Source organism: Nonomuraea cavernae (assembly GCF_040655715.1).
GTDB classification, from domain to species: domain Bacteria; phylum Actinomycetota; class Actinomycetes; order Streptosporangiales; family Streptosporangiaceae; genus Nonomuraea; species Nonomuraea cavernae_A.
Map to the genome: position 1 here is coordinate 165,933 of NZ_JBFAKL010000006.1, position 12,720 is coordinate 178,652.

Below are 12,720 nucleotides of genomic sequence, written 5' to 3' on the forward strand. Positions count from 1 at the left end.
AAGGCAGCACCTCATGAGGCGATGGATCGCCGGAGCGCTGGCCGTTTCCGCCCTGACCGTCGGCACCCCCGCGTTCGCGCAGGTCAAGCCGGCGGATCCGGCCCGAGCGCTGAGCAAGCAGTTCGTCGCCGGGCAGGGCGTGCGGCTCACCGAGAAGACCCGCACCTGGGTCGGGCGCGACGAGTACATCGGATCCGTCCGGCAGGGCGTGATCGGGTTCGACGCCAAAGGCGTCACGGCCGTGGAGAACACCCGCACCCCGGTGCTCACCGCCAAGCTCCACAAGGAGTTGAAGGAGTCCGCCGCGAAGAACGAGGACGTGGCCGACGCGCTCGACCTCGCGACCGAACGGCTCTACCTGATCAGCAAAGGCAAGCGGCTCTACGTCAACGGAGGACTGGTCTCGGAGCTACTGCCCGAGGGCAAGTCCTGGGTCGGCATGCCGGGCCACCCCTACTCCGCCGCGTACGGCGACCAGTTGATCAACGTGTTCGAGCCGGCGACGCTCAGGCACCTGCTGGCCACGGCCGGCGGCCGGCGGGGCGACCAGTACCGCGGCTCGACGACGTTCGCGCAGCTGTACAAGGTCTCCCCCTCGTTCCGCGACCAGGGCGGCGCGCCCCCCAAGGGCGCGGTGGCCCGGACCGTCGTGTCGTGGCGGATCACGCTCGACGCGCGGAAGCTGGTCAAGCGGGTGGCGGTCTCGTGGACGATGCCCGTCACCAAGAAGATCTCGCTGAGGGGAGAGACCGAGACCCGCTACAGCGACTGGGGCACTCCGGTGAACATCACCGCTCCCCCGGCGGACCAGGTGGCCGACATGAAGGAAGTGGGCGACAGGTCGTTCGTGCCCCCGGCGCCGATCGACCGCGACTACGTCAGCGTCCCGCCCGACGACGACGGAAACACCGAGTAATTCAATTTCGGTCGCTTATCGTCATGACACAGGGCCCGACGGTGACCGTCGGGCCCTTCTGCACGAAAAATACACATGATTCATCCGCGATATTCCATGCTTTGAGATATTGCCGTGATCTTGATTTGCCAGAATCCCCAGGCGCCTAATTGTGAATCGAAGGGGATCCATATGAAGCGAATCATTACCGGCCTGGCCCTGGCGTCGGCCGCGGCACTCATCACGGCCACTCCCGCGCACGCGGCTCCGAAGAATCCGGTCGTCGCCGTCAAGAAGCAGTTCGTGGCCGGCCACGGGGTGAAGTTCGTCGACCGCGCCACCATTATCGCCGGTGGCATCCGCGACGTCGTCGTCCGCCGGACGGGGACGTACGAGTTCGGCAAGTCGGGTGTGAAGGCCTCCGACATCACCGGCAAGTTCGCCTTCAAGGCCAGCGACTTCGGCGAGGAGGCCGACTCGGAGATGGCCAAGGCGCTCACCACGCCGGAGCGCGTGATCAAGGTGGGCAAGTCGACCTACCTGTCCGGCGGGCTGTGGAACACCATGCTCCCCGAGGGCTCGACGTGGCTCAAGGTGCCCGGCACCACGCTCGGCGGCGTGACCGACGTGTACGGCCAGCCGCTGAACATCACCGAGCCCGCCACGCTCAAGACCCTGCTCAAGGGGGCCAAGCCCGCATCGGGCGGCTACACCGGCAAGATCACCGTGCGTGACCTGCGCGACGTCTCCACGTCCTTCCGCGCCGCGCAGTGGCTCAACAAGCCGACGGCCAAGACGCTGAAGAGCGTCATCTCCTGGCGGATCACCCTGGACGCCAAGGGGCTGCCCACGCGCCTGGTCTCCACCTTCCCGGGGACCGCCCTGGCGGCCGACGCGCCCAAGGGCCTGACCCTCAGCATCGACACCCGCTTCACCGGCTGGGGCAGCAAGGTCTCGATCAAGGCGCCGAACACCGACGAGGTGACGACCAACCTCGAAGAAGGCCAGAAGATCCCGGACAGCCTGACCCTCCCGCTGGGCTCCATCGCGCACTAGTTGGTCGATCAGGTTTTCTACGCTGGTCGGGATGGCCGGCGGTCGTAGGCGATCAACGATCGCCTACGGTCTGCCGATCATCCCGGTCGGCGTTGCTCGCCACCCGTTCGATCCAGATGTCAGCCGGGGCTCAGATCAGCGCAGACGGCGTGGCGCGTGGTCCAGAGGGTCCACTCTCGTGCTGGACGGCCAGCGGAGCGAGGGCGGCATCGATGGCGTCGGCCAGGCGACGGGGATCCGCTTCGGCGCGGGCGACGACATGGAGTCCCTGCATGAGGGTGAGCAGCAAGCGCGCGTGAGCCGCGCAGTCGATGTCAGGGCCGACCTCGCCGGATCGCTGCGCGGCGTCGAGGGCCGACTCCAGGCCGGTTTCCAGTGCGGCGAATCCGCCGCGGACCAGACGGCCCGCCACGTGGTCCTCCGGTAGCAGCTCGGCCGCGGTGTTGCCGAGCATGCAGCCACGGCCGGGTGTGGCCTGCGCGGCCTCGAGGACACTCAGGAGCAGCTCGCGGACACGCGGCAGGACGGGCCCCTCGGCGGCGATCTCGGTCGCCTGCTCCCGAGCGGCGTCTGCGTAACGCTCAAGCGCCCGCAGGAAGAGCGCATGTTTGTCGCCGTAAGCGGCGTACAGGCTGCCCGGCAACACGCCGAGCTCGTGCTTGAGGTCGCGCAGCGACGTTGCCGCGAAGCCCCGTCGCCAGAAGATCTCCAGCGCTCCCTGAACGACCTGGTCGTCGTCGAAGGAGCGCGGTCGGCCGGTTCGTGGCATGACCGGATCGTACAACTTTTTGACATCTCGTTCAAGAAGTGTACTGTCCAGGACATGACTTTTTGGTCATCCGACCAAAAAGTCGTCGGCCACTTCGAGGAGATCCCTGTGAGACGCCTATTCCTGCACATCAACGTGTCGCTCGACGGCTACATCACCACCCCGGCGGGTGACATCGACTGGCGATTCGCCGACGAGGAGTTCGAGCGCCACATCGACACCCTGCTGGAGTCCATTGACGGGATGGTCTTCGGCCGCACGGCCTTCGACCAACTGGCCGCGTACTGGCCGACGGCCGGGGACGAAGTCTCCGCCACGCAGCGACGTCGGATGCACGAACTGCCGAAGTACGTCCTGTCCCGCACTGCGCAACACGCGGAGTGGCACAACTCCCACCTGCTCGGCGACGATCCGGCCGCCGCCCTCGGCGACCTCAAGCGCCAGGGCGGACGCGACCTCGCGCTCTTCGCCGGCGGTCAGGCCGCCAGCTCCGCCATCCGTCTCGGCGTTCTGGACCAGCTACGGCTCATGGTCAATCCCGTCCTGCTCGGTGGCGGGACGCGACTGTTCGACGGTACGTATCCGACGGCGGATCTCCGGCTCACCGACACGCGCCGGTTCGCCTCTGGCGCACTGCTCCTCACCTACGACCTCACAGCTCCCCGAACGCCAACCCGGTGATCTCCAAGCCGGAGAAACAAGGCACGACCCGCCTGAGGGCCAGCTCACGATCCTCCAGTCGACACGAGCGGCCTGGAGCGCGAACTCCGCCGCACCCGCGCCTCCCGGGTGCGCGCCAGGCAGACGCCCGCCGAAACGGAGTGACACTTTCCGCCCTCCGCATACGTCCCTTATGGAGCAAGCGTGTGGCGGACGTGATCGGGGACGGACCATGGCTGAGGCGGTAGCCGAAGAGAGCGCGCTGGTCGCCGCGGCTCTTTCGGGCGACGAGAGCGCGTTCACCGGGCTGGTCGAGCGGCACCGGCGGGAAGTGCGGGTGCACTGTTACCGGATGCTCGGTTCCTTCGAGGAGTCCGAAGATCTGGCGCAGGAGACGTTCCTGCGGGCGTGGCGCGGACGCCAGACCTTCCAGGGCCGTTCCAGCTTCCGCACCTGGCTCTATCGGATCGCGACGAACGCGTGCCTCGACTTCCTCGACCGCAATCCCCGCCGTCCGCGCCCATCTGAGGCAGGACAGGAGCAGGGGCCGCACCCGGGCTCGTCGCCCGCCGAGATCCGATGGCTGCAGCCGTACCCTGACCGATGGCTGGAGCCGGTCGCGCCCGAAGGCGCGGAGCCGGACGCGGCCGTGGTGGGCAAGGAGACCATCGAGCTGGCGTTCCTCGCCGCCATCCAGCATCTGCCTCCCAGGCAGCGAGCCGTGCTGATCATTCGAGACGTCCTCGGCTGGTCCGCCAAGGAGACCGCCGCGCAGCTCGACGCCAGCCTCGACTCGGTCAAGAGCGCTCTGCAACGGGCGCGATCGACGCTGAAGACCCACCTTCCGGAACGGCGGCTCGAATGGGCGCCGTCAACGACTCCGACCGCGCGAGAGCACGCATTGCTGCGGCGTTTCATGGACGCCCACGAGAGAACCGACGCCGCCGCCCTCGCGAAGTTGCTGAGCGACGACGTGCGCATGACCATGCCTCCGCTTCCGTACCGGATCGCTGGTCGTGACGCGGTCGAGGCCTTCGCCGCACATGCCTTCGGGCCCGGGTCACCGCTGCACCGAGCGCGCTGGCGGAGTGTGCTCACCCGGGCGAACCGGCAGCCGGCGGTGGCGGGATACGTCCGGCTGCCCGGAGACTCCGGCTACCGGGCCCAAGTGCTCAACGTGCTGGAAATCACGGACGGGCGGATCACCGAGATCACCATCTTCGAGCCGCACCTGCTGGCCGCGTTCGGACTGCCGCTGGTGCTGCCCTCGGACGGCGACCCCTTTCAGCGGCCTCACCCGTCTCAACGGGGGACGACCGCGACGAGCGCGGTCGACCATGCTGAGGAGCGCACACGATGACGATCGACCATCGCGAAGCTGTGATGACGCTGCCGCAAGGCGACGTCCGGTTGCTGGACAGCGATGTGGCGCGGCGCCTGCTCGACTCGACCGAACTGGCACGGCTGGCGTACGTGGCGGCGGACGGCACACCGCGCGTGTTCCCGATGTTGTTCCACTGGACGGGCGACGACGTCGTCATGTCCACATTCGCGGGAGCGCGCAAGATCGCCGCTCTGCGGGCCAAGCCCGACGCCGCCATCACCATCGACGCCGCCTCGACGCCGCCCGAGGTGCTCCTCATCCGGGGGCGGGCGTCGGTCACCGATGTCGAGGGAATCGTGCCGGAGTACGCCCTGGCCCAGCACCGGTACGCCGGCGCGGAGCAGGGCGCGGCCAATGTGGCGGCGGTGGACCACCCGGGGACGAGGATGGCCCGCATCGCCGTCCGCCCCACCTGGGTCGGAGTGCTGGACTTCCAGACCCGCCTGCCCGGAGGCGCCGGCGTGGAGGACTTCGAGCGCCGGGGCCGATCGTGACTCGGCGCGTGACCTGAGCCGATCTCCAGTGCCCGCCGACAATGGTGTGAACGGTTACTCGCGCGGTAAATCGACGCCGGAGAGCTGAAAATGATCCGCGCGCATCAGTCGCGTGGCAGATGGCCCGCGCATCCAAAAGTCTCGGCCATGTCAGCGGATAACAGCGCACCCTATCCAGAGACCACGAACAGCGCCGCACAATGAATGCCCGGCCACGAATCGCGATGTACGGCGAACGCTTTGCCCACAAGGGTCCCGTAGTTTATGTCGCCCTCGTCGAACATTCGTCTGCCCCGTGAATTCGCGCCGCCCGGTCACCAGTTCGCCGAGGATCACCGTCCATATCAGACGTGCCAACGGGTCCGTGCTCCGAGGAGCCCCGCCCCATCCGAGATCAGCACTCTCACACCCGCCGGGGGGCCGAGATACGCCCGAAGATGAACTCGTTATCCGATTGTTACCCATACCGGTCCTCGTAACGGGTGTTTCGTTTGTCTACATATGTGACGCATCTTGCGAAGCACATAGCTATGGAGTACAACCCTTGAAACCCCTCCCCCGCATGCTGGCCATGGTCGCCCTGCTCTCGATGGCGGCCTGCACGGCGGAAGGCACGCCCGCGCCCGCCCCGCAAGCCGAGCCGGCTCGCGCCGTGAGCACCCCGGCGACGAGGACCCCGGAGGCCCAGGCCGCCGGAGCGGCCCAGAAGGCCACCCAGAAGAAGATCAAAATCGGGATCGCCGACATCACCCCGATGGGCGAGAAGACGGAGAAGGTGGGCGTCGGCTTCCCGATCATCGTCACGTTCGACCGCGACCTCAAAACCGTCAAGGACAAGGCGGCGGTCGAGGCGGTGCTGCAGGTCGAAGCCGACAAACCGGTCGACGGAGCCTGGCGCTGGGTGTCCCCCCGCAAGGTCATCTACCGGACCAAGACCTACTGGAAGCCGCACCAGAAGGTGCTCTTCAGGGCCCGTCTGAGCGAGGTCCCGGGCAACGAGAGCGCGAAGGACGTCAGCCGGAGGTTCGCCGTCGGCACGGCCAACATCTCGCTGGTCGACACCCGCAAGCACGTGATGAAGGTCTACCGCGACGGCAAGCTGGCCAAGAAGATCCCGATCAGCGCCGGCAAGGGCGGCATGATGCGCAACGGGGTCGACGTCTATCTGACGACCAGCGGTGTGCACCTCACGATGGGCAAGAAGGCCGTGGAGACCATGACGTCCTCCTGGCTGGGCGTCACCGACCCCAAGGACCCGCGTTACTACAAGGAGGAGATCCCGTGGGCCGTACGCATCTCCGCCAGCGGTGAGTACGTCCACCAGAGCGCCGGCTACTACCACTTCCTCGGCCGCTCCAACCAGAGCCACGGCTGCGTCCGCGCCACCCCCGCAGGAGCCAAGTGGTTCTACACGATCGCCCAGCGCGGCGACGTGGTCAAGATCACCGGCACCAAGCGCAAACTCGACTGGCGCAACGGCTGGAGCTACTGGCAGCTGAACTGGACCCAGTGGAAGAAGGGCAGCGCGCTGGCGACCACCGCGCGCTGACGGACCGAACGGGCTGACGCTCCGACGCTCCGGCCGGGGAGCCCGACCGCCTCCGGCCAGAGCGTCAGAGCGTTAGAGAGCCAGAGGGCCAGAGCGTCAGAGCGTCAGAGCGTCAGAGCGTCAGAGCGTCAGAGTTTCTCCAGCGGCGCGTACGCGAGCAGCAGCGTCTTCTCGCCACCGGTGCCGAAATCGATCTTGACCTTGGTCTTCTCGGCCATCCCGTCGACGGACACCACGGTCCCGAGGCCGAACGCGTCGTGGGAGACCCTGTCGCCCGGCGACAACGCCGGGATCGCGCGCGCACTCTTCTTGGCCGCCGCCTTGGGCGCGGGCTCGCGCCGGGTGGCCGCGCTCCACGCCGACTTCTCCGGGTCGGTACGCCAGTCGATCAGCTTGCCCGGCACCTCACTCACGAACCGCGAGGCCGGATTGAACGACGGCGAGCCCCACGAGCTCCGCACCGCGGCCCGGGTCAGGTAGAGGCGCTTCTGGGCCCTGGTGATGCCGACATAGGCCAGCCGGCGCTCCTCCTCCAGCTCCTTGGGCTCACCGAGCGAGCGGACGTGAGGGAAGACGCCGTCTTCCATGGCCGTCAGGAAGACGACCGGGAACTCCAGGCCCTTGGCGGTGTGCAGGGTCATCAGCGTGACCACTCCCTGGCCGCCGTCGGCGTCGGGGATCTGGTCGGCGTCGGCCACCAGCGACACCTGCTCCAGGAACTCGACCAGCGTGCCCTCGGGATTGGCCTCCTCGAACTCCGAGGCCACCGAGATGAGCTCGTTGAGGTTTTCCAGCCGTGACTCGTCCTGCGGATCCTCGGACGCCTCCAGCTCGGCGCGGTAGCCGGTGGCGACCAGCACCTCCTCGGCCAGCGCCGACGGGGGCATGCCCGCCCCCTTGGCGATCAGCTCTTCGACCAGCGCGACGAACTCCCTGATCGCGTTGAGCGAACGGGTCGCCATGCCGGGCGCCTCATCGGCCCTGCGCAGCGCCTCCCAGAACGGGATGCGCTCGCGGCTCGCGAACGCCTCGACCATCGCCTCGGCTCGGTCGCCGATGCCGCGCTTGGGCACGTTGAGGATGCGCCGCAACGACACCACGTCGAGAGGGTTGGCCAGCATCCGCAGGTAGGCCAGCAGGTCCTTGACCTCCTTGCGCTCGTAGAAGCGCACGCCCCCGACCACCTTGTAGGGCAGGCCGGTGCGGATGAAGATCTCCTCGAACACCCGGGAGGCCGCGTTGGTGCGGTAGAAGATGGCCACGTCGCCCGCCTTGACGCCCTCCTCGTCGCTCAGCCGGTCAACCTCCTGCGCGACGAACATGGCCTCGTCGTGCTCGTTGTCGGCGACGTAGCCGACGATCTTGGGACCGTCACCCTGGTCGGACCAGAGGTTCTTCGGCTTGCGCGACTCGTTGCGGGAGATGACCGCGTTGGCGGCGGCCAGGATGTTCTGGGTGGAGCGGTAATTCTGCTCCAGCAGGATCGTGCGCGCGTCGGGATAGTCGCGCTCGAACTCCAGGATGTTGCGGATCGTCGCGCCACGGAAGGCGTAGATCGACTGGTCGGCGTCGCCGACCACGCACAGCTCGGACTGGTCGGCGCCCGACCGGACCAGCTCGCCGTCGGAGGTGCGCAGCTCGGGACGGCCCACCAGCTCCCTGATCAGGATGTACTGGGCGTGGTTGGTGTCTTGGTACTCGTCGACCATGACGTGCCGGAACCGCATCCGGTAGTGCTCGGCCACCTCGGGGAACAGCTGGAACAACGTCACCGTGTTCATGATGATGTCGTCGAAGTCCATCGCGCCGGCCTCGGTGAGCTTGAGCTGGTAGCTCTTGTACGCCTCGGCCAGGGTGCGCTCCAGATGGGAGCCCGCCTTGTCCATCGCGGTCTCGTAGTCGATCAGCTCGTTCTTGAAGTTGCTGACCTGGGCGGAGAACGACCTCGGCGGATAGCGCTTGGGATCGAGGTCCATCTCCCGGCAGACCATCGCCATGAGCCGCTGCGAGTCGGCCTGGTCGTAGATGGAGAAGCTGGAGGGGAAGCCGAGCCGCTTGGCCTCGCGGCGCAGGATGCGCATGCAGGCGCTGTGGAAGGTCATCACCCACATGACCTTGGAGCGCGGGCCGACCAGCTTGTCGATGCGCTCCTTCATCTCCCGGGCGGCCTTGTTGGTGAAGGTGATCGCGAGGATCTCGCCCGGGTGCACCTCGCGCTCGGCCAGCAGGTAGGCGATGCGGTGGGTGAGCACCCGCGTCTTTCCCGAGCCTGCCCCCGCCACGATCAGCAGCGGGCTGCCGTGGTGGATCACGGCCTCGCGCTGCTGCGGGTTGAGGCCGTCGAGCAAGGGGTGGTCTACAGAGACATGGGTGGGCACCCATCTAGGTTAAGACGCCCCACCGACAATCGGCGCCCGGAATGCCCACCACGGGAACCCGGTTGACTCGGAGCAGGAGCCTGGAAGGGGAGACCATGCTGGCCGAAGGCGAGATCCACCGCGTACTGGTCGTGGCCGCGCATCCCGACGACGCCGATTTCGGCGCGGCGGGGACGATCGCGCTGTTCGGCGACAGGGGGGTCGAGGTGACCTACCTCCTGGTCACGGACGGTGACGCGGGCGGCAACGAGCGCACCCTGGACAACTCAGGCATGGCCGAGTTGCGCAGGACCGAGCAGACGGCCGCCGCCAAGGTCGTGGGGGTCACGGACCTGCGCTTCCTCGGCTACTCCGACGGCACCCTGGTGCCCTCACTGGAGCTGCGGCGCGACATCTCCCGGGTCATCCGCCAGGTCCGGCCCGACCTGGTAATCACCCATCACCCCGACCGCAACTACCAGTTCATCGGGCCCAGCCATCCCGACCACCGCGCGGTCGGCGGCTCCGCGCTCGACGCGGTCTACCCGGACGCCCGCAACCCCTATGCCGTCCCCGAACTGCTCCGCGACGAGGGCCTGGAGGCGTGGAAGGTGCGCGAGGTCTGGCTCATGGGCGGCTCGACGCCCAACCACTGGGTGGACATCACCGCGTCCGTCGACCGCAAGGTCGCGGCCCTGCAGTCGCACATCAGCCAGGTGTCGCACGTCGAGGGCTTCGCCGACTTCGTCAGGGCCCGCTCCGCCGCCTGGGCCGAACAGGGCGGTCTCGGCGAAGGCCACTACGCGGAGGGCTTCCAGGTCGTACCGACCGCCTGACCGTCGCGTCCAGGAGCACGAGTCGGCGTGAGCGCGGGGCCGCACGAAATCAGAGGCGCGGGGCCGCACGGAATCAGAGGTGCGGGGCCGCGCGGAGCGCACCGACCCCGACGGTACGGCGCACGGCGGGGGCACCCCTCCCGCCGCGCGCCCACGGCCTACGGCACGGAGCCGGGTGGCACCACCCAGAGCGACGCCTGCCCAGTGACCTCGGAGATGAGGTCGAAGTCACGGTCGTAGTGCAAAAGCGTCGCCCCGTGCACCTCGGCACAGGCCGCGATCAGCAGGTCGCTGGGCCCCACGCCTCTGTGCTGCGACTTGCGGGCCAGCAAGGCCTGTACGTCGAGCGCCCGCGCCTGCACGTCGTCATCGATGGCCAGGTGGCGGAAATCCTCGCGGAGATGCCGGGCGTCGCACTCGTAACCAGCGGGGTCACGGGCGCTGAAGAGGACCTCGAGTCGCGTGACTGTGCAGACGGCCAGCATCTTGTCCAGCAGCAGCGGCTCCAGCGCCCGCCCCACGACGGGGTTGGGCATGCGCGCCAGAGCGCTCTTGTCGATCAGGTAGACCACGCCTGTGGTCACCACGCATGCTTCATGAGCTCCGGATCCAGAAGATCGGTATTGTCCCGAGAGGTCCAGTACTCGAACGCTTCTCGCCGCTTTGCCCTTTCGGCGATCTCCGTCAGGGCGGCGTGGACTGTCTCCTTCATGCTCTTCGTCCCAAGTTCCACCTGGGCGACCTCCAAGAGCTCCTTGTCGATGTCGATGACCGTACGCATGCAACACCACCTCCGTACCTCCAGCGTATATCACTGATAGCGATCTTGATATACGCACTCACCGCGTCCGGTCGCTCACGGAAAGGCGTGAAGGTGACCTTAGAGCACGGGAGGCCAGCGCCTCAGGCCGTTTTCGCGCAGCCCACGGCGCCGGTGGAGGATCTTCATCCCCCAGAGGACATCCCTCATCCGCGCTTCGCGGCGAGGCGGGCGAACAGGTAGCCCAGCGAGTTGGTCGACACGTGCAGCATCGACGGCGCGAGCAGCCCGGCACGCCGGCGGAGCTCGCAGAAGAGCACGCCCGCCGCCCCCGTCGACACCACGCTGCCCGCCACCACCCGGGCCGTGTCGAGGCGCCCCGGCGACTCTCCGGCCGTGAGGGCGCCCAGCGCCGGGTTGGCTCGGGCCATGTCGATCGCGGGCAGGATGTGCCAGAGCCCGAACAGCGCCGAGGACACCGTCGTCGCGGTGCCGGTCCCGTGCGTACGGCGAAGCAGGGCGTACAGGACGCCCCGGAAACCGACCTCCTCCAGCAGGACCGTGCCCACCGGCACCTGCAGCAGGGCCTCCTCCAGGGCGCGCGACCGGGACAGCGAGAGCGCGCGGTCGTCGTGGAAGAGGGGGCGGGTGCGCGCCATCGCCACCCCGGCCGTGTAGACGCCGGCCACCCCCAGGGCGAGGACGCCACCGGTGAGGGCGCCGTGCCGTGGACGCTCGAAGCCGAGCTCCCGCCACGACAGCCCCGAGCCGCGCGCCATGGTCACCAGCGCGGCCGTGGCGGCGGCGGACGTGAGCGGGGCGAGCCTCGGCGCGACCCTGTTGTTCAGGATGTTGGCGACGGCGAGCACGGCGATCGAGGGAAGCAGCACCCTCGCAGGCTACGTCCACCCGCCCGCCCAAGACGGCGCGGAGGCGGAGATGCGGGGGGGTTAAGACGCGGCCGGGCTGCGCCAGCCCTCGGGGAAGCGGGTGCGGCGCCGCTCCTGCGGGGTGAGGCCGCCCCAGATGCCCTCGGACTCGCCCGCCCTTAACGCGTAGGACCGGCACTCGGCGACGACCTCGCAGGTAGCGCAGACCGCTTTGGCCCGCTGCTCCTGCGCGGGAGAGGGGGCGAGCGGGAAGAAGAGCTCAGGATCGCTGGATCTGCAAGCGCCCCCGCGCAGCCAGCCGGTCTCCTCCAAAGGCATGCGCCAACGCTACGACGAGGTCATGATCAGTCGCATCATCCTCTGGGTTGACCCTCATCTACATCCCACGTGGTCATCGCGGCTCAGCAGGACTCGACGCCTTCGTTGTAACCGACGGCGAACGACCGCTGGCGCTGCTTGGCCGTGCCGTGGGCGGCTGGGTCCAGCCAGTCGTCGCTGAGGTCTCCCGCGGCCTCCAGGCTCAGCAGCAGCTCGCGGCCGTCGCCCTCCTCGACGTTCAGCGCCCCGGAGTTGACCAGCGACGCCAGGGTGGCGCCTCCGTAGCAGTCGGCCTGCAACTCGGCCTGGATGTTGTGCCGGAAGTCGGCGCGCAGCTGGGCCTGTACGGCGTGCCCGAGCTCATGCGGGATGATCACGTAGACCGAGCCGTCGCCCATCTCCTTCCAGAGTTGTTCCATCCACACGTGGTCGTAGGCGATGAAGTGGCCCTTCCGGCAGTAGAACGCGTTCTTCGGCACGGCCCGGTGACCCGCGCAGGTCGGCCCGGAGTCGCCCGTATAGGCGATGAAGTCGTTGATGGGGTGGTAAGTCCAGCCGAACTTGGCGAACTGCTTCGTCCAGAACGCCTCGGTCAATTCCCTGGCGTCCCGCATGTCGTCCGCGAACGAATCGACCTTGGGGGCCTCCACGGGCAGAGGCACGGGCACAGGCGGCAAGGAGCCGCACCCCGACACCACGAGTGCCAGGGGCACCAGCGGCACCAGGAGAGCAGTCAAGACGCGTGTCACAGA

Annotated in this window: 14 protein-coding genes; 7 read left to right on the forward strand and 7 right to left on the reverse strand. The window is 68.1% G+C overall.

What is annotated here, in order from left to right:
• Positions 1-13 precede the first annotated feature (13 nt).
• A complete protein-coding gene (locus tag AB0I38_RS11095; RefSeq protein ID WP_358465600.1) occupies positions 14-916 on the forward strand; it encodes a hypothetical protein in 903 nt (300 codons plus the stop codon).
• 171 nt (positions 917-1,087) lie between these two features.
• Positions 1,088-1,951 carry a hypothetical protein gene (locus AB0I38_RS11100; protein WP_358465603.1) on the forward strand — a complete coding sequence of 288 codons (864 nt, stop codon included), beginning with the start codon at positions 1,088-1,090 and terminating at the stop codon, positions 1,949-1,951.
• Positions 1,952-2,081: 130 nt separating this feature from the next.
• Here AB0I38_RS11100 and AB0I38_RS11105 read toward each other — a convergent pair whose 3' ends face one another.
• Positions 2,082-2,720, reverse strand: a complete 639-nt coding sequence (locus AB0I38_RS11105) for a TetR/AcrR family transcriptional regulator (protein ID WP_358465606.1) — start codon at positions 2,718-2,720, stop codon at positions 2,082-2,084.
• Between the two features lie 108 nt (positions 2,721-2,828).
• On the opposite strand from AB0I38_RS11105, the gene AB0I38_RS11110 reads away from it, so the two are divergent.
• From AB0I38_RS11110 to AB0I38_RS11125, 4 genes are all read left to right on the forward strand, one after another.
• Positions 2,829-3,401 (forward strand): dihydrofolate reductase family protein, encoded by a 573-nt coding sequence (locus tag AB0I38_RS11110; protein WP_358465609.1) that lies wholly within the window; start codon positions 2,829-2,831, stop codon positions 3,399-3,401.
• 211 nt (positions 3,402-3,612) lie between these two features.
• A complete protein-coding gene (locus AB0I38_RS11115) occupies positions 3,613-4,740 on the forward strand; it encodes a sigma-70 family RNA polymerase sigma factor (protein ID WP_358465612.1) in 1,128 nt (375 codons plus the stop codon).
• A complete protein-coding gene (locus AB0I38_RS11120) occupies positions 4,737-5,258 on the forward strand; it encodes a pyridoxamine 5'-phosphate oxidase family protein (RefSeq protein ID WP_358465615.1) in 522 nt (173 codons plus the stop codon). The genes AB0I38_RS11115 and AB0I38_RS11120 overlap by 4 nt, the downstream gene beginning before the upstream one ends.
• 544 nt (positions 5,259-5,802) lie before the next feature.
• Positions 5,803-6,807, forward strand: a complete 1,005-nt coding sequence (locus AB0I38_RS11125; protein ID WP_358465618.1) for a L,D-transpeptidase — start codon at positions 5,803-5,805, stop codon at positions 6,805-6,807.
• A gap of 128 nt (positions 6,808-6,935) precedes the next feature.
• On the opposite strand, the gene pcrA is transcribed toward AB0I38_RS11125, so the two are convergent.
• Complete coding sequence (pcrA, locus tag AB0I38_RS11130; RefSeq protein ID WP_358465957.1) at positions 6,936-9,155, reverse strand: DNA helicase PcrA; 2,220 nt, start codon at positions 9,153-9,155, stop codon at positions 6,936-6,938.
• A 125-nt stretch (positions 9,156-9,280) separates the two neighbouring features.
• On the opposite strand from pcrA, the gene AB0I38_RS11135 reads away from it, so the two are divergent.
• On the forward strand, positions 9,281-10,000 hold the full coding sequence (locus AB0I38_RS11135; protein WP_358465621.1) for a PIG-L deacetylase family protein: 720 nt from the start codon (positions 9,281-9,283) through the stop codon (positions 9,998-10,000).
• Between the two features lie 158 nt (positions 10,001-10,158).
• On the opposite strand, the gene AB0I38_RS11140 is transcribed toward AB0I38_RS11135, so the two are convergent.
• The 5 genes from AB0I38_RS11140 to AB0I38_RS11160 form a co-directional block, all read right to left on the reverse strand.
• Positions 10,159-10,587 (reverse strand): PIN domain nuclease, encoded by a 429-nt coding sequence (locus tag AB0I38_RS11140; protein WP_358465624.1) that lies wholly within the window; start codon positions 10,585-10,587, stop codon positions 10,159-10,161.
• Positions 10,581-10,781: a type II toxin-antitoxin system VapB family antitoxin gene (locus AB0I38_RS11145; protein WP_358465627.1), complete on the reverse strand. Its 201-nt coding sequence runs from the start codon at positions 10,779-10,781 to the stop codon at positions 10,581-10,583. The genes AB0I38_RS11140 and AB0I38_RS11145 overlap by 7 nt, the downstream gene beginning before the upstream one ends.
• Positions 10,782-10,966: 185 nt before the next feature.
• On the reverse strand, positions 10,967-11,650 hold the full coding sequence (locus AB0I38_RS11150) for a CPBP family intramembrane glutamic endopeptidase (protein WP_358465629.1): 684 nt from the start codon (positions 11,648-11,650) through the stop codon (positions 10,967-10,969).
• 60 nt (positions 11,651-11,710) lie between these two features.
• Entirely contained in the window at positions 11,711-11,968 is a 258-nt protein-coding gene (locus AB0I38_RS11155; protein ID WP_358465632.1) for a WhiB family transcriptional regulator, read from the reverse strand.
• A gap of 83 nt (positions 11,969-12,051) precedes the next feature.
• Positions 12,052-12,717, reverse strand: coding sequence for a neutral zinc metallopeptidase (locus AB0I38_RS11160; protein WP_358465635.1), 666 nt, complete (start codon positions 12,715-12,717; stop codon positions 12,052-12,054).
• Positions 12,718-12,720: the final 3 nt, after the last annotated feature.

Bases quoted from the DNA above. Each gene is read 5' to 3' on its own strand.
- AB0I38_RS11095 (WP_358465600.1), top strand. From the start codon at position 14: ATGAGGCGATGGATCGCCGGAGCGCTGGCCGTTTCCGCCCTGACCGTC.
- AB0I38_RS11100 (WP_358465603.1), top strand. From the start codon at position 1,088: ATGAAGCGAATCATTACCGGCCTGGCCCTGGCGTCGGCCGCGGCACTC.
- AB0I38_RS11105 (WP_358465606.1), bottom strand. From the start codon at position 2,720: ATGCCACGAACCGGCCGACCGCGCTCCTTCGACGACGACCAGGTCGTT.
- AB0I38_RS11115 (WP_358465612.1), top strand. From the start codon at position 3,613: ATGGCTGAGGCGGTAGCCGAAGAGAGCGCGCTGGTCGCCGCGGCTCTT.
- AB0I38_RS11120 (WP_358465615.1), top strand. From the start codon at position 4,737: ATGACGATCGACCATCGCGAAGCTGTGATGACGCTGCCGCAAGGCGAC.
- AB0I38_RS11135 (WP_358465621.1), top strand. From the start codon at position 9,281: ATGCTGGCCGAAGGCGAGATCCACCGCGTACTGGTCGTGGCCGCGCAT.
- AB0I38_RS11145 (WP_358465627.1), bottom strand. From the start codon at position 10,781: ATGCGTACGGTCATCGACATCGACAAGGAGCTCTTGGAGGTCGCCCAG.
- AB0I38_RS11155 (WP_358465632.1), bottom strand. From the start codon at position 11,968: ATGCCTTTGGAGGAGACCGGCTGGCTGCGCGGGGGCGCTTGCAGATCC.